17 protein-coding genes are annotated in these 18,482 nt (G+C 63.9%); 8 read left to right on the top strand and 9 right to left on the bottom strand.

Translation table 11 applies throughout. The annotated features are described in order from the left end of the window. Window positions 1-543, top strand: a complete 543-nt coding sequence (gene hpt, locus CK218_RS18200) for a hypoxanthine phosphoribosyltransferase (protein ID WP_067319657.1) — start codon at window positions 1-3, stop codon at window positions 541-543. Window positions 544-619: 76 nt separating this feature from the next. Next, entirely contained in the window at window positions 620-991 is a 372-nt protein-coding gene (locus CK218_RS18205; RefSeq protein ID WP_067319126.1) for a response regulator, read from the top strand. A gap of 4 nt (window positions 992-995) precedes the next feature. On the opposite strand, the gene CK218_RS18210 is transcribed toward CK218_RS18205, so the two are convergent. Further along, entirely contained in the window at window positions 996-1,946 is a 951-nt protein-coding gene (locus CK218_RS18210; protein ID WP_066990236.1) for a DMT family transporter, read from the bottom strand. A 189-nt stretch (window positions 1,947-2,135) separates the two neighbouring features. On the opposite strand from CK218_RS18210, the gene CK218_RS18215 reads away from it, so the two are divergent. Continuing rightward, window positions 2,136-3,020, top strand: coding sequence for a LysR substrate-binding domain-containing protein (locus CK218_RS18215; protein WP_095782779.1), 885 nt, complete (start codon window positions 2,136-2,138; stop codon window positions 3,018-3,020). 17 nt (window positions 3,021-3,037) lie between these two features. Here CK218_RS18215 and CK218_RS18220 read toward each other — a convergent pair whose 3' ends face one another. From CK218_RS18220 to argH, 7 genes are all read right to left on the bottom strand, one after another. Beyond that, complete coding sequence (locus CK218_RS18220) at window positions 3,038-3,640, bottom strand: 2-hydroxychromene-2-carboxylate isomerase (protein ID WP_245435072.1); 603 nt, start codon at window positions 3,638-3,640, stop codon at window positions 3,038-3,040. 87 nt (window positions 3,641-3,727) lie between these two features. Beyond that, a complete protein-coding gene (locus CK218_RS18225; protein ID WP_095828447.1) occupies window positions 3,728-4,093 on the bottom strand; it encodes a glyoxalase superfamily protein in 366 nt (121 codons plus the stop codon). A gap of 23 nt (window positions 4,094-4,116) precedes the next feature. Continuing rightward, entirely contained in the window at window positions 4,117-6,714 is a 2,598-nt protein-coding gene (locus CK218_RS18230; RefSeq protein ID WP_095828448.1) for a TIGR02302 family protein, read from the bottom strand. A 113-nt stretch (window positions 6,715-6,827) separates the two neighbouring features. Beyond that, window positions 6,828-7,769, bottom strand: a complete 942-nt coding sequence (locus tag CK218_RS18235) for a threonine/serine dehydratase (protein WP_095828449.1) — start codon at window positions 7,767-7,769, stop codon at window positions 6,828-6,830. A gap of 34 nt (window positions 7,770-7,803) precedes the next feature. Then, the gene (lysA, locus tag CK218_RS18240; RefSeq protein ID WP_066990225.1) at window positions 7,804-9,072 is read right to left on the bottom strand and encodes a diaminopimelate decarboxylase; all 1,269 of its coding nucleotides are present in this window, start codon (window positions 9,070-9,072) and stop codon (window positions 7,804-7,806) included. Window positions 9,073-9,124: 52 nt separating this feature from the next. Further along, window positions 9,125-9,331, bottom strand: a complete 207-nt coding sequence (locus tag CK218_RS18245; protein WP_066990222.1) for a lipoprotein — start codon at window positions 9,329-9,331, stop codon at window positions 9,125-9,127. A gap of 73 nt (window positions 9,332-9,404) precedes the next feature. Continuing rightward, window positions 9,405-10,805, bottom strand: a complete 1,401-nt coding sequence (argH, locus tag CK218_RS18250; RefSeq protein ID WP_095828450.1) for an argininosuccinate lyase — start codon at window positions 10,803-10,805, stop codon at window positions 9,405-9,407. Between the two features lie 36 nt (window positions 10,806-10,841). Here argH and CK218_RS18255 point away from each other — a divergent pair, with 36 nt between their 5' ends. Next, window positions 10,842-11,531 carry a TlpA disulfide reductase family protein gene (locus tag CK218_RS18255; protein WP_066990216.1) on the top strand — a complete coding sequence of 230 codons (690 nt, stop codon included), beginning with the start codon at window positions 10,842-10,844 and terminating at the stop codon, window positions 11,529-11,531. On the opposite strand, the gene CK218_RS18260 is transcribed toward CK218_RS18255, so the two are convergent. Further along, entirely contained in the window at window positions 11,523-13,952 is a 2,430-nt protein-coding gene (locus CK218_RS18260) for an EAL domain-containing protein (RefSeq protein ID WP_095828451.1), read from the bottom strand. The two genes, CK218_RS18255 and CK218_RS18260, sit on opposite strands and share 9 nt — an antisense overlap. Before the next feature lie 314 nt (window positions 13,953-14,266). Between CK218_RS18260 and ugpB the strand changes: the two genes are divergently transcribed. The 4 genes from ugpB (at window position 14,267) to CK218_RS18280 (ending at window position 18,477) form a co-directional block, all read left to right on the top strand. Then, window positions 14,267-15,577, top strand: coding sequence for a sn-glycerol-3-phosphate ABC transporter substrate-binding protein UgpB (ugpB, locus tag CK218_RS18265; protein ID WP_066990210.1), 1,311 nt, complete (start codon window positions 14,267-14,269; stop codon window positions 15,575-15,577). Window positions 15,578-15,646: 69 nt separating this feature from the next. Next, complete coding sequence (gene ugpA, locus CK218_RS18270) at window positions 15,647-16,531, top strand: sn-glycerol-3-phosphate ABC transporter permease UgpA (RefSeq protein ID WP_066990493.1); 885 nt, start codon at window positions 15,647-15,649, stop codon at window positions 16,529-16,531. An 8-nt stretch (window positions 16,532-16,539) separates the two neighbouring features. Beyond that, window positions 16,540-17,388: a sn-glycerol-3-phosphate ABC transporter permease UgpE gene (ugpE, locus tag CK218_RS18275; RefSeq protein ID WP_095828452.1), complete on the top strand. Its 849-nt coding sequence runs from the start codon at window positions 16,540-16,542 to the stop codon at window positions 17,386-17,388. 6 nt (window positions 17,389-17,394) lie between these two features. Then, window positions 17,395-18,477, top strand: a complete 1,083-nt coding sequence (locus CK218_RS18280) for a sn-glycerol-3-phosphate import ATP-binding protein UgpC (RefSeq protein WP_095828453.1) — start codon at window positions 17,395-17,397, stop codon at window positions 18,475-18,477. Window positions 18,478-18,482: the final 5 nt, after the last annotated feature.

Consider the following 18,482-nt stretch of genomic DNA (forward strand, 5'->3'; position numbering starts at 1 on the left):
ATGCCAGTTGTACGCGGCAAGGACATCGAGGTCCTGTTTTCGGCGTCGGCGATCGCCCGGCGCAATCTCGAGCTCGCCAAGGAAATCGCCGGGCGCGACTATCACGACCTGCTTGTGATATCGATACTGAAAGGCTCGTTCGTCTTTGCCGCCGATCTTATCCGCGCCATGCACGATGTCGGCCTGTCGCCCGAGGTCGAATTCATCTTCATCTCCAGCTATGGAGCCGGCACCACAAGCGGCGAGGTCAAGGTGCTGCGCGACATCGACAACGAGGTCGCCGGCCGCGACGTTCTTTTGATCGACGACATCCTCGAATCCGGCAAGACGCTTTCCTTCACCCGCGACCTGATGCTGTCGCGCGGCGCCAGGAGCTGCGCCATCGCGGTGCTGCTCGACAAGCGCATGCGCCGCCAGACCACGCTCAACGCCGATTATGTCGGCTTCGACTGCCCCGATTATTTCGTCGTCGGCTACGGCATGGACGTCGCGCATGCTTTCCGGGAATTGCCGTTTGTCGGGGTCGTGAAAGGCGACAAGTAAGGTCGCGCCGAAATAGGCCGCATAGACGTTTCAAATTTTCAGAAAACGTCAACGTTTCGGCGGCATCTATCTCGGCATGGCAAAGCTTTTGATCGTCGAGGACGATGAATCCGTCCGCACCCTCGCTGCCCGCGCGCTGGAGCGTGATGGGCACAGTGTCACCATCGCCGCCGATGGCGCGCAGGGGCTCACCCTGATCCGCCAGCAGCGCGGCAGCTACGATCTCGTGGTATCCGATATCCGCATGCCGGAGATGGACGGCATCGAGATGGCGACCGCGGCGGCAAAACAGTTTCCGGCCATGAAGATCATGCTGATGACCGGCTATGCCGACCAGCGCGAGCGCGCCGAGGAATTGAACGGCATCATCCTCGACGTCGTGCAGAAGCCGTTCACGCTTGCCGAAATACGCGCCCGCGTCGGACGGGCATTAAGCTGCTTCGCTTGATCGTTCAGACGGCGTCGCCGGTCGCTGCGATTGCAGGTGCTGCGCCGCGTCGGCGCTCACCGTTGAGTGCAACCAGACCGGCGCCGATGATCAGCGCCGCGCCCAGCACCGTCGTTGACCGCGGGACCTCGGCGAAGAACAGGAAGCCCCACAGCGGCGACCAGAGGATGCCGGTATATTCGAAAGTGGCGACCCGGTTGGCGGGCGCCATCCGGTAGGCCTGCGACAGCAAGATCATGCCGGCGGAGGCGACGAAGCCGCAGGCGGCCATCTTCAGGAAGTCCGGCAGCGCCGGCCAGACCCAGGGCCGTACCAGGAAGTCGAGGCTCGGGTGGCCCGCATGGGTGATGCCGGCAAGATGAAACACCGCGGCGACCGCCACAGCGCCGGTGAGATAGGCGCCGTTCTGGTAGAAGGCCATCACCGTCGAGGATTCGGTCTCGCCGATCCGGCGCGCCATCAGCTGCGAGAACCCGTAGAGGAATGCCGAGCCGAGCGACAGCAGTGCCGCCCAGTCGAATAATCCGGCGCCCGGACGCAACATCACGACCACGCCCACGAGGCCGATCAGCACCGTCGTCAGCGTCCGCCCGGAGACGTGCTCGCCGAGATAAGGCCCGGCAAGCAACATGATAAAGAGCGGCGCCATGAAATAGAGCGCTATCGCGTCGGCCAGCGAGAGGGCGGCAATCGCCAGATAGTAGACGGTGTAGGAGCTGAATTGGATGAAGCCGCGCAGCGTCAGCATGCCCGCTCGTTTCGACAGCAAGGCTGTCAGGCCGACATCGGCCTGGACGATAACGACCAGGATCGGCAGCGCCACGAGGGCGCGGATCGCCATCACTTCCGTCACCGGATAGCTGCCCGAAACCGCCTTCACCAGCGGGTCCTGCAACGAAAAGACGAGAACGCCGAGGCAGAGGCTCAAAATGCCAAGCACCATCCGGTTCTGCATGTTCGTTCCAGTGAAAAAGAGCCCGCCACCGTTTCGGGCAGCGGGCACGAGTGAGGACTCTTCGAATTGGTCCGCGGCCGAATCTCACGGCCGCATATCCAATGGGTAGAGCAACTATCCTGCGGCGTTTGACATGTTGCAAACGAATTGGAATGATACCAGCAATCAAAATTTCTTATGGCGGCATCAATGAAGCCCACCCTCGACAGCGACCTCCTGCGCACCTTCGTGGCGGTGGCCGAGACCGGCAATTTCACCAAGGCGGCCGAAAAGGCCGGACGCACCCAGTCGGCGGTGTCCATGCAGATGAAGAAGCTGGAAGACATGGTGGGCGACAGCCTGTTCGAACGCGGCTCTCGCGGGGTGGCGCTGACACGTCGCGGCGGCGAGCTGATCGCCAACGCCCGCCGCATCGTCTCGCTGCTCGACGAGACGGCGGCATCGCTGGTCGCGCCGCCGCTCGGCGGGCTGGTGCGCATCGGCATTCCTGCCGAATACGGACGGTCGATCTTGTCGCGGGCACTTGGCGAATTCGCCAAACGCCACCCGCGCGTGGAGGTCACGGTGCGTTACGCGCATTCCGACTCGCAGGTGAGGGCGCTTGCGGCCGGCGAACTCGACCTTGCGGTGGTGTTCGAGTGGGAAGGTTTTTCCGGCGGCGATGTGCTGATGCACGATCCCACGGTATGGGTGACGTCAACGCTGCATCACATGCATGAGGAACGGCCGGTGCCGATCGCGCTTTACAGCCGCAATGGCTGGTGCCGGGACTTCGCGATCAAGTCGCTGCAGCAGCGCGGCCTCGACTACCGCGTCGCCTACACCAGCGACACCAATGGCGGCCTGACGCTGGCGGTCACTTCTGGCCTGGCGATCGCACCGATCTCGCGCAGCAACATCCCGCCCGATTGCCGCGAGCTGACCGCCGCCGACGGCTTCGGCGACATCGATTCCTCGAATGTGGTGCTGCACCGCAATCCGCTGGCGACGGGCGAAGCGATCGACGGGATGGAAAACGCGATCCGCGAGGCTTTCATGCTGACCAGGCAGGCACAGGCAACAGTCAGTCTTTGACTTGCGTAACGGTCCGCTCAATCCGGCGGTCCGCTCTCCATTTGCTTGAGCCAGCGCATGGCATCCTCAAGGCGATCGTCGCCCCAGAACAGCTCGCCGTCGACGACGAAGCTCGGCGAGCCGAAGATGCCGAGCGCCTTGGCCTGCTCCGTCGCGGCCGCGAGCTCGGCCTTGGCGTCATCACTGTCGGCCCGCCGAAGAACCGGCTCCGCTTTCTGTCCGGCCTTCTCGATGCTAGCCGAAATGTTTGGCTCGCTACCCGCCGGCTCACCCATTTCGAACCAGCGCCGGTAGCTTTCCCGGGCATAGGCTTCGCACCAGCCCTTGCGCGCCGCGATGAGAGCCACGCGATTGGCGCGTTCGAGCTCGGCCAGCGGGTAGGGGGCCGGCAGTTTCGGCACCATCCTGTACATCGCCGCTCGGCGCTCGATGTCGCGCCACATATAAGCGGCCTTCGCCGGCTTCTTGGCAAAGGGAATGTTGTCCATCTCGATCATGATGGCGCGCACATTGAAGGGTCGCCAGCGGAACTCGATGCCGTTCTCAGCCGCAACCTCGGCGAGACGCATCACCGAAAGATAGGTGTAGGTGCTGCCGATGGAGAACCAGAAGTCGATCATCGCCATTCTCCCTTGACGATGACGATACCGGCAGGCAGCGCGGCCTGCAATGCGTGTGCCGAGAGCGACCTGCGGCTGCCCGCTGGCTCACTCTCCTTCGAAAAAGGTCAGGCGATTGCCGAATGGATCGGTCACCGTGACCTCCTTCGTCTGCCAAGGCGTCGTCTCAAGGCCCGGCCTGTTGAAGCGGTAGTTCTTGGCCTTGAACTCGCGATGCAGCTCAGCGATGCCGTCCGTTTCGATGCGGACATGGGCACCGGGCGAGCCGTCGCCATGATGCTCGCTCAGATGCAGCTCGCAGCCGTCGCGGGCGATGCCCATATAGAGCGGCGCGTTGTCGTCGAAGCGATGCTCGAAGCGGACCTCGAAACCGAGGAAGTCGAGATAGAACTCTCGCGCCTTGACGATATCGAACATGCGCAGGATCGGCGTGACGGTTCCAAGCTTCGGCATGTCGGCGGTGACCGGTGTGGGCGCTATTTCAGTTCGAGCAGGCGTTCGAGGTAGCTGCGCTCGATGTCCGGGCTGAGCGCGTTGCCGAGGCGCTTGCGGATAGCTTCGAGGATCTGGCGGGCGCGCTGCACGTCGATCTCGTCGGGCACCTTGACGGAGTTGCCGTCGTCGGGGCCCTTCGTGGCGCGCGGCCGGCCAAGCGGGTCGCGGTCGGCGTCCTGCTGACGTCCGCCCTGTTCGCTGCCGCCCTGGTCGCCCTGCATGGCCTGCATCTGCTTCATCATCTCCTTGGCGCCGCGGCGCAGCGCCTCCAGCGCGCGGCCCTGGTGGCCGACCGCCTCGTCGCCTTCGCCTTCGCCCAGCGCCTGCTCGGCATCGCCCATGGATTTGCCGGCCTCGCCGAAGCCTTCGTTGGGCTGCATGCCCATGCCTTCGAGGCCCTTCTTCAGCTTGTCGAGCTCGCTCTGCAGCTGGCCCTGACCCTCCTGCAGCTGCTTCAGCGCATCCGCGAATTCCTGCGGCGTCATCTGTTTCGGCCGGCCAAGCGGGTCGCGGTCGTCACCGGGCTTCTGCCCATCCTGCGACTGCTCGCCATCCTCGCCCAGCTGCTCGTCGCGATTTGCACCGCGCTGCCGATCGCCGCGCTGCATCTGATCGAGGCGGAAGGTATCGTTCATCATCTCCTGCTGGCGCCGCATGATCTCGCCCAGCTTGTCCATCTGCTGGCGCATCTCGCTGTCCTGCTCGCCGGCCTGCTGCTGGCGCCCGGCCTGCAGGTTGTTCATCATGTCCTGCAGTTCCGACAGCAATTGCTGGGCCCGGTCCCGGTCGCCGGATTTGGCGAGATTCTCGATCTCGTCCATCATCCGGTTGATGTCGCTCTGGCGCAGTTCCCGACCGTTCTGCTGCATCTGAGGCGCGTTCGGGTTCTGCTGGGCGCGCTGGGCGAATTCCTGCAGGAACTGGTTCATCGCCTCGCGAAGTTCCTTCATCGCCTTTTCGAGCTCTTCGTCGCTGGCGCCGTTTTTGATGGCGTCCTGTAGCGCCTGCTGCGCCTGGCGCAGCCGACGCTCGGCGGCCGACAGATTGCCTTCCTCGATGCCGAGCGCGATCTCCCACAGATAAGCCACCTCGTTGCGCAGCTGGTCGTCGTTCTCGGCAAGCTTCAGCCGGCTCCTGGCGCTCATGATCGCGAGGTAATGCGACATGTTGTCGAAAGTATCCTCCGGGCGCAGGGTGATCGCGTCCATCAGGTCGAGCACGCGCGGCTTGGCGTTGGCGTCGAGCGCCAACAGGCGGCGCTGCTCGATCACAGCGCGGGCCAGCGGATTGGAGAAGGGCCGCTCCGGCATCACCAGCGTCCTGGTCTCGCTGGTGGCGGTATGGCCGGCATCGTCGGTGGCGGTCAGCGTCAGCTTGATGGTGCTGCCGGCCCAGACATGCTCGGTCAGATCCTTGGTCGTCTTGGCGGCGTTCGCCTTGCCGCCGCGGCGCGGCAGCGTCAGCGGCATGTCGGGCGGGCCATAGAGCGGATGTGCACTGGCCGGCGGCGGCTCAGACAGCTCGAAGACGGCCTTGGCGGAGGCCGCGCCATAGTCGTCGTCGATCTGGTAGTTGAGCTCGACGGCGCCATTGACGGCACGCTTGGGCTCGCCGACGAAACGGATCGTCGGCGGTTTGTCCGGGATGATGGCGAAGGCCCAGTGGCCGAGATCGTCCTCGCCGGACTTGAGCCGCAGCGTGCCGTTGGTGTTCAGCTTGCCGGAGAACTGGCGCACTTTGAGCCCGGCTGGGGACCCCGGCTGTGCCGCGGCTGGCGTGGCGCCCTTCGGCGCAACCGGCTCGATGGCGCGATCATTGCCGTTCGCGTCGGCATAGCTCAGCGTTTCTTCGCCGGTTCCGCCGGTGACGCGCAGCGAGACGTCGCTGCCCTCTGGGACGCTGAAGACCTGCGCGGCCTGGTTCACGTCGGCGGTCAAGAACAGCGGCGGCTTCCCGGTATAGGACGGCGGCGTCACCCAGGCATCAATGCGCGGCGGCACACTATCGCGCGCGGCGCTGGCGACGAAGCCGTCGCTGATCCTGCCGCCGAAAGGTCCGAACGAGAAGGCAAAAGCGGTGACGAACAGCAGCCCCACCACAGCCCGCAGGCCCCAGCGGTCGTAATCCGGCACGCTTGTGCGCGGCCTGTCGGCGCCCAGGCCGGAGAGCCGCTCGGCCATGCGCTTCTGGTGCTCGCGCCACAGCGCCTGCGAGAAGAGGCTGTCCGCGCCGCTCGGCCGGTCGGTCTGCACCTGCACGGGGCTGTGCAGCAGCTCGTTCGCTGCCTCGATGCGCCGGTCGACCTCGGCGGCGGAAGGAATGCGGAAGAAGCGCAGCGCAAAGAGCGCGGCGAGCGCCGAGATGGAGAAGAGGATCAGGAGGCCGATCCGCGCCAGATCCGGCAGGCGCTGGAACAAGCCCAGCCACGAGACACTGAGGAACAGGCCGGCGACCACCGCCAGCGGCAACAGCAACGGCCAGCCGCGCTCGAAGATCATCGAGGCCCGCGTCGCCAGCCGGCTCAAGGCAAGGCGCCCGGCCAGACCGCGTTCGCCGCTGGAAATGGGTCGTTCCGTCATCGGCCCTTCCTGCCCGGGCAGGATCGCCCGGACCTCATGAGCAGAGGATAACACCAAACACGGCGAAGGCGAGGCGGGTTCCAAAATCTGTGAAGGGTTCGCCGCCTTTACGATCAGAAATTCGCGGGATTCGTGTTGGAGCCGCAGACCAGGACGGCCGCGCGCTCGCCGAGAGCCGGCGCGTAGCGACCGGAAAGCATCGCCGCAAAGGCAGCGGCCCCGCCCGGCTCGGCGATGATTCGCGTGCGGTCCCAGAGCGCTTTCTGCGCCGCCACGATGTCGTCGTCGCTGACCAGGATCGAGCGCTCGACGAAGGCTTTCGCGATCGGGAACATCATTTCGCCGACGCGCTTCGGCGCCAGCGAATCGGCGGCGATGCCCTCGGCCGGTGCATCGACCGGCTTGCCGGCTTCGAAGGCGCGGTGAAGCGTCGGCGCGCCCTCGGGCTCGATGGCGATGATGCGGATGCGGCCAGCGAACCAGGCGGCGATGCCGCCGATCAGGCCGCCGCCGCCGACCGCGACAAGCAGTGTGTCGATCTCCGGCAGATCGGCTTCGATCTCGAGCCCGAGAGTCCCTTGGCCGATGAGCGTCTCTTCCTGGTTGAACGCGTGGATCTGCAGGGCGCCGGTTCGTTCGGCAAAATCCTCGCTGGCGGCCAGCGCCTCGGCATAGCGCGCACCGCCGACCACCAGCTCGGCGCCGTAGCTGCGGATGCGCTCGAGCTTTGCCGGCGGGCTGACCTCGGGCACGAAGATGGTGGCCTTGTGCCCGAGCTTCATGGCGGCATAGGCGACGGCGGCGCCATGATTGCCGCCGGAGGCGGCGACCACACCCGCTGCGGGCACCTGCCGCTCGAGCAGGTTGGTGAAGGCGCCGCGCGCCTTGAACGAACCGGAATGCTGCAGACATTCGAGCTTCAGATCGACCGGAAAGGCCGGCCGGCCGAAGTCAGCCATGTCGACGCGCATTACCGGCGTGTGGCGGACGAACGGGCGGATGTGCGGTTCCACCGCGGCGATGCGATCCCGCGTGATAGCTCCAGTCTCCATCATGGCTTGCTCCTTTGAGCGCGGGACCCTCGTGCTTCTATTTCAGCCACTCGGGCAATGAATCCAGCCCGATCAGCTCCTCATAGGTCGGGCGCGGCCGTACGACGTGAAAACGGTCGCCGTCGACCAGCACTTCGGGCACCAGGAGCCTTGTGTTGTAGGTGCCGGCCTGCACCGCGCCATAGGCGCCGGCCGTGGAGACGGCGATGAGGTCGCCGGCCTTCAGCCTGGGGAGATCGCGGTCGAGGCCGAGGAAATCGCCTGTCTCGCAGACGGGGCCGACGATATCGACCTTCATGCGCGGCGTGGCAGCCGGCGGCTGCACCACCGGTCTGATGTCGTGGAAGGCGTCATAAAGCGTCGGCCGGATCAGGTCGTTCATGGCGGCATCGACGACGAGGAAGTTCTTGGCGTCGCCTTCCTTCACATAGATCACTTCCGAGACCAGGATGCCGGCATTGCCGACGATCAGCCGGCCAGGCTCGAACATCACCTTCAGGCCGAGCCGGGTGACATGCTTGCGGACGATCTCGGCATAGGCGTCGGGCAAGGGGGGCGGGCTGTTGTCGACGCGGTAAGGAATGCCGAGGCCGCCGCCGAGATCGACATGCTCGATTGAATGCCCGTCGGCGCGCAGCACGCCGACCAGTTCCACCAGCAGCGCGAAAGCGTCGTCGAAAGGCTGCAACTCGGTAATCTGGCTGCCGATATGGGTGTCGATGCCGGTGACCTTTATGCCCGGCAGCTCCGCCGCGCGGGCATAGACCTGGCGCGCCCGCTGCCACGGGATGCCGAACTTGTTCTCGGCCTTGCCGGTGGAGATCTTCTTGTGGGTCCTGGCGTCGACATCCGGGTTGATGCGCAACGAGACGGGCGCCACCTTGCCGAGCGCTGTGGCGCGCGCCGACAGCAGTTCGAGTTCGGGTTCGGACTCGACGTTGAAGCAGAGGATGCCGGCATTGAGGGCGAAGTCCATTTCCCGCGCGGTCTTGCCGACGCCGGAAAACAGGATCTTGCTCGCGGGGATGCCGGCGGCCAAAGCGCGCCGCAGTTCACCTTCCGACACCACGTCGGCGCCGGCGCCTTGTCTTGCCAGGGTCTTCAGCACGGCCTGGTTGGAATTCGCCTTCATCGCGTAGCAGACCAGCGCGTCGAGACCGGCAAAAGCTTCCTTGAAGACCCGGAAATGCCTGGTCAGCGTCGCGGTCGAATAGCAGTAAAACGGCGTGCCGACGCTGGCGGCGATGTCGGGGATTGCCACATCCTCGGCGTAGAGAACGCCGTCGCGGTAGTCGAAATGGTTCACGGGGAGAGGTCCGAAAATTGGAGCGCGATGAGATCGGATGATCTCCTCGGCTCTAGAGCAAGGGGTCGAGAATGAACTTCTTGTCCTTGACCGGTTTCTCAGGCTCGGGCGGCAGCGGCTGTTTGGCTCGCTCCGCATCCTTGCGCGCCTGCACGGCAGCCTCGTAAGGCGTATCGAGGCCGCCTCTCCTGCCGCAGGCCGTGACGGTGACAACCGCCGCCAGCAGCGCGAGCGTCACCAAAATCCTGCCTCGGGTCATCGATCCATCCGTTCGAAACTGTTTTGTCCCAGCCGCGCTTTTAGCCGAGTTTTCGGCGCATTGCATCCCGGCATCACGCCTTGGCGAGCCGCTTTTTCCAATAGCGGATCTGCTTCTTCACCTCCGACGGCGCGGTGCCGCCGAAGCTGGTCCGGCTCTTCACCGAATTCTGCACGGCAAGCACGGAGAAGATGCCGTCGGTGATACCGGAATGGATCGAGCGGAGCTCCTCCAGCGAGAGCTTTTCCAAGCTGACCTTCTTCTCCTCGGCGAGCGCGACGGCGCGGCCGGTGACGTGATGGGCCTCTCGGAAGGGAAGGCCGAGATTACGCACCAGCCAGTCGGCAAGGTCGGTGGCAGTGGCATGGCCGGCGCCGGCGGCCTTTTTCATGGAGATGGCGTTGACGGTCATGTCGCGGACCATGCCGGCGGTCGCCGCCAGCATCAGGTCGAGCGTCTCGGCGGCGTCGAAAACCGATTCCTTGTCCTCCTGCATGTCCTTGCCGTAGGTCAGCGGCATGCCCTTCATCACCGTCAGCAAGCCGACCAGATGGCCGTTGATGCGGCCGGTCTTGCCGCGCACCAATTCGGCGGCGTCGGGGTTCTTCTTCTGCGGCATGATCGAGGAGCCGGTGGAGAAGGAATCCGATAGCCGGATGAAGCCGAATTGCGGCGTCGACCAGATGATGATCTCTTCGGCCAGCCGCGACAGATGCGTGCCGCAGATCGCGGCGATCGACAGGAATTCGAGCGCGAAGTCGCGGTCCGACACGCTGTCGAGGGAATTGCGCATCGGCTCGCGGAAGCCGAGCGCCTTCGCCGACATATGGCGGTCGATGGAAAAGCTCGTGCCGGCCAGCGCGGCGGCGCCCAGCGGGCTTTCGTCCATGCGCTCGATGGCGTCGCGGACACGCGACAGATCGCGGCCGAACATCTCGACATAAGCCATGCAATGATGACCGAAGGTCACCGGCTGCGCGGCCTGCATATGAGTGAAGCCGGGCATGACCGTCGCGGCGTGCTCCTCGGCGCGCTCGAGAAAGGCGCCGATGAGGTCCTTCAGTGCCTGGGCGACGCGCTGGCATTCCTCCTTGACCCAGAGTCTCAGATCGACCGCCACCTGATCGTTACGCGAGCGGGCGGTATGCAGGCGGCCGGCAGCCGGCCCGATCAGATCGGCCAGACGCGCCTCGACATTCATGTGGATGTCTTCGAGCTTGGTCGAGAATTCAAACTTCCCAGCCTCGATCTCTTTCAGGATCGTGTTCAGGCCGTGAGCGATTTTCTCTTGATCGGCCGCCGAAATAATGCCCGTTTCAGCCAACATCTCGCTGTGGGCGATCGAGCCGCGGATGTCCTGCGCGTAGAGTTTGCGGTCGAAGGCGATCGATGCGTTGATCGCTTCCATGATCGCGGCCGGACCCGAGGCAAAACGTCCGCCCCACATCTGGTTGCTGGCCTTCTTGTCGCTCATCGCTATAACCCGTGCTCCGGAGCAGTTTTTAAGAAAATGGCAGACGGCAATAAATTCTTCCCGGCCCCGCGCCTCATCCTCGCCGCGCTTGTGGCGGGCGTGCTGGCCGGCGCGGTCGCGGTATATGTCAGCGAGAGCGGTTCTGGCAACAACACGCCGGATCAGGTTGCCGCGGCCGGCACCGGCAAGGACGACATCGCCTGCAAGGCGAAGGTCGAACGGGCCAAGCAGGTTGCGGCAAAGGCAGTCGGCCAGGTCGCGGCGCTGCAGCCGGCGGATCCGCCGCAATCGCTGAAGGGCCTCGCCTTCAACGGACCCGACGGCAAGCCGACGACGATCGCCGGTCATGCCGGCAAGACGGTGCTGCTCAATCTGTGGGCGACATGGTGCGCGCCCTGCCGCGCCGAAATGCCGGCGCTCGATGCGTTGCAGAAGGAAAAGGGCGGCAACGCTTTCGAGGTCGTCGCGGTCAATGTCGACACCGGCGACGACGCCAAGCCGAAAAAGTTCCTGAAGGAGATCGGCATCGAGACGCTCGGCTACTACCGGGATGCGACGATGGGCCTGTTCAACGAGGCCAAGACGCGCGGGCTGGCGCTTGGCCTGCCGGTGACGATGCTGATCGACGGCGAAGGCTGCCTGATCGCACATATGAACGGCCCGGCGGAATGGTCGAGCCCCGACGCCAAGCGATTGGTGGAGGCCGCGCTCAGTCCGTCAAGCTGAGCGCAGCGCGGCGGCCGGCTCGAGCATCAGGATGCTGCCGCCGCGGGCCTCGACAGCATCCATGGCCGCCGGCAGGCCGGTCAGCTCGCTGAAGGTTTCGATCGGGCCTGGCCTGCCGAGATAGTATCCCTGGCCGATCTCGCAGTCTTCGGCATCGAGGAAGCGCAATTCGTCCAGCGTTTCGACGCCTTCGGCCAGAACAGGCAGGCCGAGGCCGCGCCCCAGACCCAGCACGGCGCGCACGATGGCCGCGACCTGGCCATTCCTGTCGACCGACTTGATGAAGGAGCCGTCGATCTTGATCTTGTCGAAAGGGAAGGCGCGGAGATTGGAAAGCGATGAATAGCCGGTTCCAAAATCGTCCATCGCGACGCGAATACCAAGCGCCTTGACCTGCCGCAGAGTCGCCAGCGCCCGCGGCATATCCTTGATCAGCGCCGTCTCGGTCACTTCAAGCTCCAGCCGTCCGGCCGGAAGTCCCGAACGCAGCAGAATCTCGTGCACTTTGCGGCTGAAATTCGGGTTGTGGAGCTGCACCGCCGAGACATTGACGGCGATGGTCAGCGGATTTTTCCAGCGCACGGCTTCCTCGCAGGCCGTCGCCAGCACCCATTCGCCGATCTGGGCGATGGCGCCGCTGTCTTCCGCGACCGGGATGAAGACCGACGGCGGGATGTTGCCGCGCTCCGGATGATGCCAGCGGATCAAGGCCTCGAAACCGATCATCTTGCCGCTGCTGATCTCTTTTTGCGGCTGATAGACCAGCCGGAACTCGCCGCGCGCAACCGCCTGGCGCAGATCGTGCTCCATGGCGCGCCTGTCGCGCGTCTCGGCGCCCATCGAAGCTTCGAAATAGCGATAAGTGTCCTTGCCCTCGGCCTTGGCGCGGTAGAGCGCGGTGTCGGCATGGCTGACCAGCGCCGCCTGCTCGTCGGCGTCCAGCGGGTAAAGAGCAATGCCGATGCTGGCCGACACCAGCTCGCCGCCGGGCGACAATTGGCTCTCCTGGCGCAGCTTGGAAAGCACCGCCTCGGCGATGCGGCCTGCGGCCTGCGGGTCGGGAAGGTTCGGCGCGATGATGGCGAACTCGTCGCCGCCGAGGCGGGCGAGCATCTGCCCATGGCGGAGCACGCCCGAAGCGCATTGCGCCACCCTCTGCAGCACGGCGTCGCCGGCCGCATGACCGAAGAGGTCGTTGACCTCCTTGAAGCGGTCGAGATCGAGAAGCATCAGCGCGAGCTGCCCGCCCTTGCCGCTTGCCGTGGCGATCTCGGCCTCGAGGCGGCTGGTGAAGCTGCGGCGATTGGCAAGCCCGGTCAGCGGATCGAAATGCGCCAGGCGAAGGATCTCCTGCTCGGCCTTCTTGCGCTCGCGAATGTCGCGGACGGCGACGACGTCGTGAGGCTTGCCGCAATAGTCGATGCTGCGGGCGATCAGCTCGACCGGGATGCGGGTGCCGTCCTGGCTGCGCAGCTCGGTTTCCTGCGCCTGGCCGCTGCCGCCGGCGATGGCTGAGGCGATGCGTTCGCCGAAGAGGTCGCCAAGCGTCATCACGTTCAGCGTGCCGGGCGCGATGCCGCTCAGCGCCGCGATGCTGTCGTTGGCGCTGACGATGCGGCTGCCGTCGCAGACGATCAGCCCCTCGACCGCCGCGTTGGCCAGGCCGTGCATGCGCTGCGCTTCCGCCTGGTGGCGTCGGAAGCGCAGGTCGATGCGGAGCGCCGCGGCCGAGAGCACCAGGATGACCAGGCTTGCCGCCGCGGCGGCAAAGGCTTGCGACATCGGCGCGATGGTGAATTTTGAGATCTCTATCGAGGAGTCCGGATAAATCGAGACCGCCGCCATGGCGATAAAATGCAGTGTGCAGATGGCCAGTGTGAGCAAGACGGCGGCAGCGATCGTCGTAAGCGTCGACGGGCGGCGCAGCACGACGAGCAGCGAAAGCGCGGCAAGCGTGACGCCCGCCGCCAGCGAAAGAGCGACGAGCAGCTCGTTCCAGACGATCCGGCCCTGGACCTCGAACGCCGCCATGCCGGTATAGTGCATCACGGCAATGCCGACGCCGAGCACGGCGCCGCCGACAAGGTAGTGATCAATGCCGCCGCGGATGGTGGCGATCCACATTCCGGCCGCTGTCAGAACTACGGAGGCAGCCAGCGAAAGGGCGGAAAGCTCCGCGTTATAGGCGTTGGGTATTCCCGGCGTGAAGGCGATCATGGCGACGAAGTGCGTCGCCCAGATGCCAAATCCGGTCGCCGTGGCTGCAATCAACAGCCATGCGTAGCGATTTCGACTGGTCGATTGCTCGACATGGCGAAGAAGATTGACCGCCGAGAAAGAAGAAATTCCGCAGATGAGCGCCGCAAGCGCGACCAACCTCAGATCGTGCTCGTGCACGATGCAATTATAGACGGTCAACATTTGGCCCCACCTGATCTTCCCGCATCAATCAAGTTAAGATTGCTTAAGGCCCGACGGCTAAAGAATCGATTAGTGGACCTGCAACCGACGCGTGTGTCTCGGGTTGTAAGGGCGGATAAGGTTAGGCCGGCTGTCGCACACGCGCTCAATCCTAAGCCGGCAAGCAATCTGCCCGGCCGTGACTGATGCACGTTATTTTAGGATCAGTTGATGTTCATCGACGCATAACAAAACCGTTGTCCGATTGTCATGCGCAACACATACTGGTTTCTGCGGAAGCCCCCCTTTCGCCAATCACAACGGGAGATGAAAACATGAAGCTCTTCGGCTTCGCGGCAGGTGTTGCCGCTACCTTGACCCTGCTTTCCACCACGTCCGCTTTCGCTGTCACGCAGATCAGCTGGTGGCATGCGATGACGGGCGCCAATGCGGAAGTCGTCGACAAGATCTCGAAGGACTTCAACGCCAGCCAAAGCGACTACCAGATCGTTCCGGTCTTCAAGGGCACCTATCCCGAGACGCTGAATGCAGGCATCGCCGCATTCCGCGCCGGCCAGGCGCCAGACATCATCCAGGTTTTCGATGTCGGCACCGGCGTCATGATGGCGGCCGAGAGCGCGATCAAACCCGTGGCCGAAGTTTTGACGGGCGCGGGGATGACGTTCGATAAGAGCCAGTATCTGCCCGGCATAGTCGGCTACTATTCGAAGCCGGACGGCACCATGTTGTCTTTCCCTTACAATTCCTCCTCGCCGATCCTCTACTACAACAAGGACATCTTTCAGAAGGCCGGCCTCGACGTGAACAACCCGCCTAAGACCTGGAACGAGGTCTGGGAAGCGGCGAAGAAGATCAAGGCGAGCGGCGCGGCCCCTTGCGGCTACACCTCGACCTGGCTGACCTGGATCCATCTGGAAAATTTTGCCGCCTGGAATAATGTTTCCTGGGCGACCCAGCAGAACGGACTGGCCGGCGGCGACGTCGAGCTCAAGATCAATGCGCCGATTTTCGTCAACCACTTTCAGGCGCTGGCTGACCTCGCCAAGGATGGCACTTTCAAATATGGCGGGCGCACCTCCGAGGCCAAGCAGATATTCCTCGCCGGGGAATGCGGCATCTTTACCGAGTCCTCGGGCGGGCTCGGCGATATCGTCAAGTCGGGCATGAACTACGGCATCGGCCAACTGCCGTATGACAGCGATGCCAAGGGCGCGCCGCAGAACACGACGCCCGGCGGCGCAAGCCTCTGGGTTTTCAGCGGCAAATCCGATGCGGAGTACAAGGGCGTCGCGGCCTTCTTCGCCTATCTCTCCAAGACCGAGGTGCAGGAATATCTGCACCAGAAGTCGGGCTACCTGCCGGTGACGCTGGCGGCCTATGAGGCGACCAAGAAGTCCGGCTTCTACGACAAGAACCCGGGCCGCGAGACACCGATCCTGCAGATGACCGGCAAGGCGCCGACCGAGAATTCGAAGGGTGTGCGCCTGCCCAATCTGCCGCAGGTGCGCGATATCCAGAACGAGGAGTTCGAGAAGATGCTGGCCGGCCAGGAAACGGCTCAGCAGGCGCTCGACAATGCCGTCTCGCGCGGCAACGCGGCGATCAAGGACGCTTTGGGCAACTAGACCTGGCCGAGATGAAACGTCGCCCGCGCGGATCCGCGCGGGCGATCCTTGCTTGACGAGGAAACCAAGCTGACCCCGCGCGTCGTTTTCCCCCACAAAGTTCTGCCTTACCTGCTTGTGGCGCCGCAACTCGCCATAACACTGGTTTTCTTCTACTGGCCGGCCGGGCAGGCGCTCTACCAGTCCATGCTCAGGCAGGATCCATTCGGGCTGAAGAGCAAGTTCGTCTGGTTTGCCAATTTCCGCAAAGTGCTTGCCGACCCGGCCTATCTCAACTCGATCAAGGTAACGGTGGTATTTTCGCTTGCCACCGCAATCGTGGCCATGGCCGTGGCGTTGCTGCTCGCCGTAATGGCGGAAAAAGTGGTGCGCGGGAAAGCGCTCTACCGCACGCTGATGATCTGGCCCTATGCGGTGGCGCCGGCGATCGCCGGCATGTTGTGGCTGTTCCTGTTCAACCCTTCGATCGGCTCGCTATCCTACGTGCTGAGAAGTCTCGGTATAGCCTGGGACCCGTTGCTCAACGGCAGTCACGCCATGATCCTTTTGGTTTCCGCTGCCGCTTGGAAGCAGATCAGCTACAATTTCCTGTTCTTCGTCGCCGGGCTGCAGGCGGTGCCTAAGACGCTGATCGAGGCGGCGGCGATCGACGGCGCCCGCGAGACCAAGCGTTTCTGGACCATCATCTTCCCGCTGCTCGCGCCGACGACCTTCTTCCTGCTGGTCGTCAACACTGTCTATGCCCTGTTCGACACGTTCGGCATCGTCCATGCCGTCACCGGCGGCGGACCGGGCAAGACCACCGAGACGCTGGTCTACAAGGTCTACAATGACGGCTTCGTCAACCTGATCCTCGGCGACTCGGCGGCGCAGTCGGTGATCCTGATGGTCATCGTCATCGCGCTCACCGCCATCCAGTTCCGCTATGTGGAACGCAAAGTCCACTACGGCTGAGGCAAGCGATGATCGGCCAGTCCCCGTTGCGTGTCCCGATCGCCCATGCCGCTCTCATCCTCGGCATTTTGATCGTTGCATTTCCCATCTACTACACATTCGTGGCCTCGACACAGACGCTGCAGACGATCCTCAAGCCGCCCCTGCCGCTGCTGCCCGGTGACCAGCTCTGGAACAATTACAGCGAGGCGTTGTTCGGCGGTGTCGGGCGCATCGGCGGCGTCAGCGTCGGCAGGCTGCTTCTCAACACGACGGTCATGGCGCTCGGCGTCGCGGTCGGAAAGATCTTCATCTCGATCCTGTCGGCTTATGCCATCGTGTTCTTTCGTTTCCCGCTGCGCATGACCTTCTTCTGGCTGATCTTCATCACTCTGATGCTGCCCGTCGAGGTCCGCATCCTGCCGACCTACAAGGTGATGGTCGATCTCGGCATGATCGACACCTATGCCGGTCTGATCATTCCACTGATCGCCTCGGCCACGGCCACGCTATTGTTCAGACAGTTCTTCATGACCATCCCGGGCGAGCTCGTCGAGGCGGCGCGCGTCGATGGTGCCGGGCCGTGGCGCTTCTTCTTCGACATCCTCCTGCCGCTGTCGCGCACCAACATCGCGGCGCTGTTCGTCATCCTCTTCATCTATGGCTGGACGCAATATCTGTGGCCGCTGCTGGTCACCAACAGCAACGACATGAACACCATCGTCATTGCGCTGAAAAAGATGGTTTCCTTCGCCGACGCCGATACCCAGTGGCACCTTGTGATGGTCACTGCGATGCTGGCCATCGTGCCGCCGATCCTTGTCGTGGTGCTGATGCAGCGCTGGTTCGTGCGCGGCCTGGTCGAATCCGAGAAGTGAGGGGCGATGGCGACGGTTGATCTCAATGATGTGAGGAAGGTCTATGCCGGCGGCGTCGAGGCCGTGAAAGGCATTTCCATCGCCATTCCGGACAAGCAGCTTTGCGTGCTGGTCGGTCCCTCTGGCTGCGGCAAATCGACGTTGCTCAGGATGATCGCCGGACTCGAGACCATCTCGTCCGGAACGGTTGCGATCGACGGCAAGATCGTCAATGCCGTCGGTCCGACCGAACGCGACATTGCCATGGTCTTCCAGAATTACGCGCTCTACCCGCATATGAAGGTCTACGACAACATGGCCTATGGCCTGCGCAATCGCGGCACGCCGAAAGCCGAGATCGACAGCAGAGTGCGTTCAACTGCCAAGGTGCTGGAATTGTCGGGACTGCTCGACCGGCGCCCACGCGAGCTTTCCGGCGGCCAGCGACAGCGCGTCGCCATGGGCCGGGCGATCGTGCGCAATCCGAAAGTCTTCCTGTTCGACGAACCGCTCTCCAACCTCGACGCCAAGCTGCGCGGCCAGATGCGGGTCGAGATCAAGAGCCTGCAGCGCAGGCTCGGCGTCACTTCGGTCTATGTCACGCACGACCAGCTCGAGGCGATGACGCTAGCCGACATGCTTGTCGTCATGAATGCGGGGCTGGTCGAGCAGATCGGCGCTCCTCTCGACATTTACGAGAAGCCGGCCTCGACATTCGTCGCGTCCTTCATTGGCGCGCCGCCGATGAACCTGCTCTCACTGAGCACAGAAAGTTCTGCAACTGAGCTGGAAGGAAAGTTGCTTGGGCTTGCCCCGCCCGGCGGGCAGGCGGCAATGCTAGGCTTCAGGCCCGAGGACGCCGAACTCGTCGCCGATGCCGAGGACCGATCCGGGGCGCTGATGCTGTCCGCAACGGTCGAGGCCGTGGAGCCGGTCGGCGCGGAAAGCTTCCTGCACTGCTCGGCTGCCGGCAATAATATCGTGGTACGGGTCGGCGGCCGCACGGCGGCAAAGCCCGGCGACAAGTTGCGCATCACCGCCACAGCCGAGAAGTTGCACTGGTTCGATCGGGGCGGCAGGCGCCTCGACAGCACAAGCCCCTCCTCTTGACCCAG

The organism is Mesorhizobium sp. WSM3879, from assembly GCF_002294915.1.
GTDB lineage: Bacteria > Pseudomonadota > Alphaproteobacteria > Rhizobiales > Rhizobiaceae > Mesorhizobium.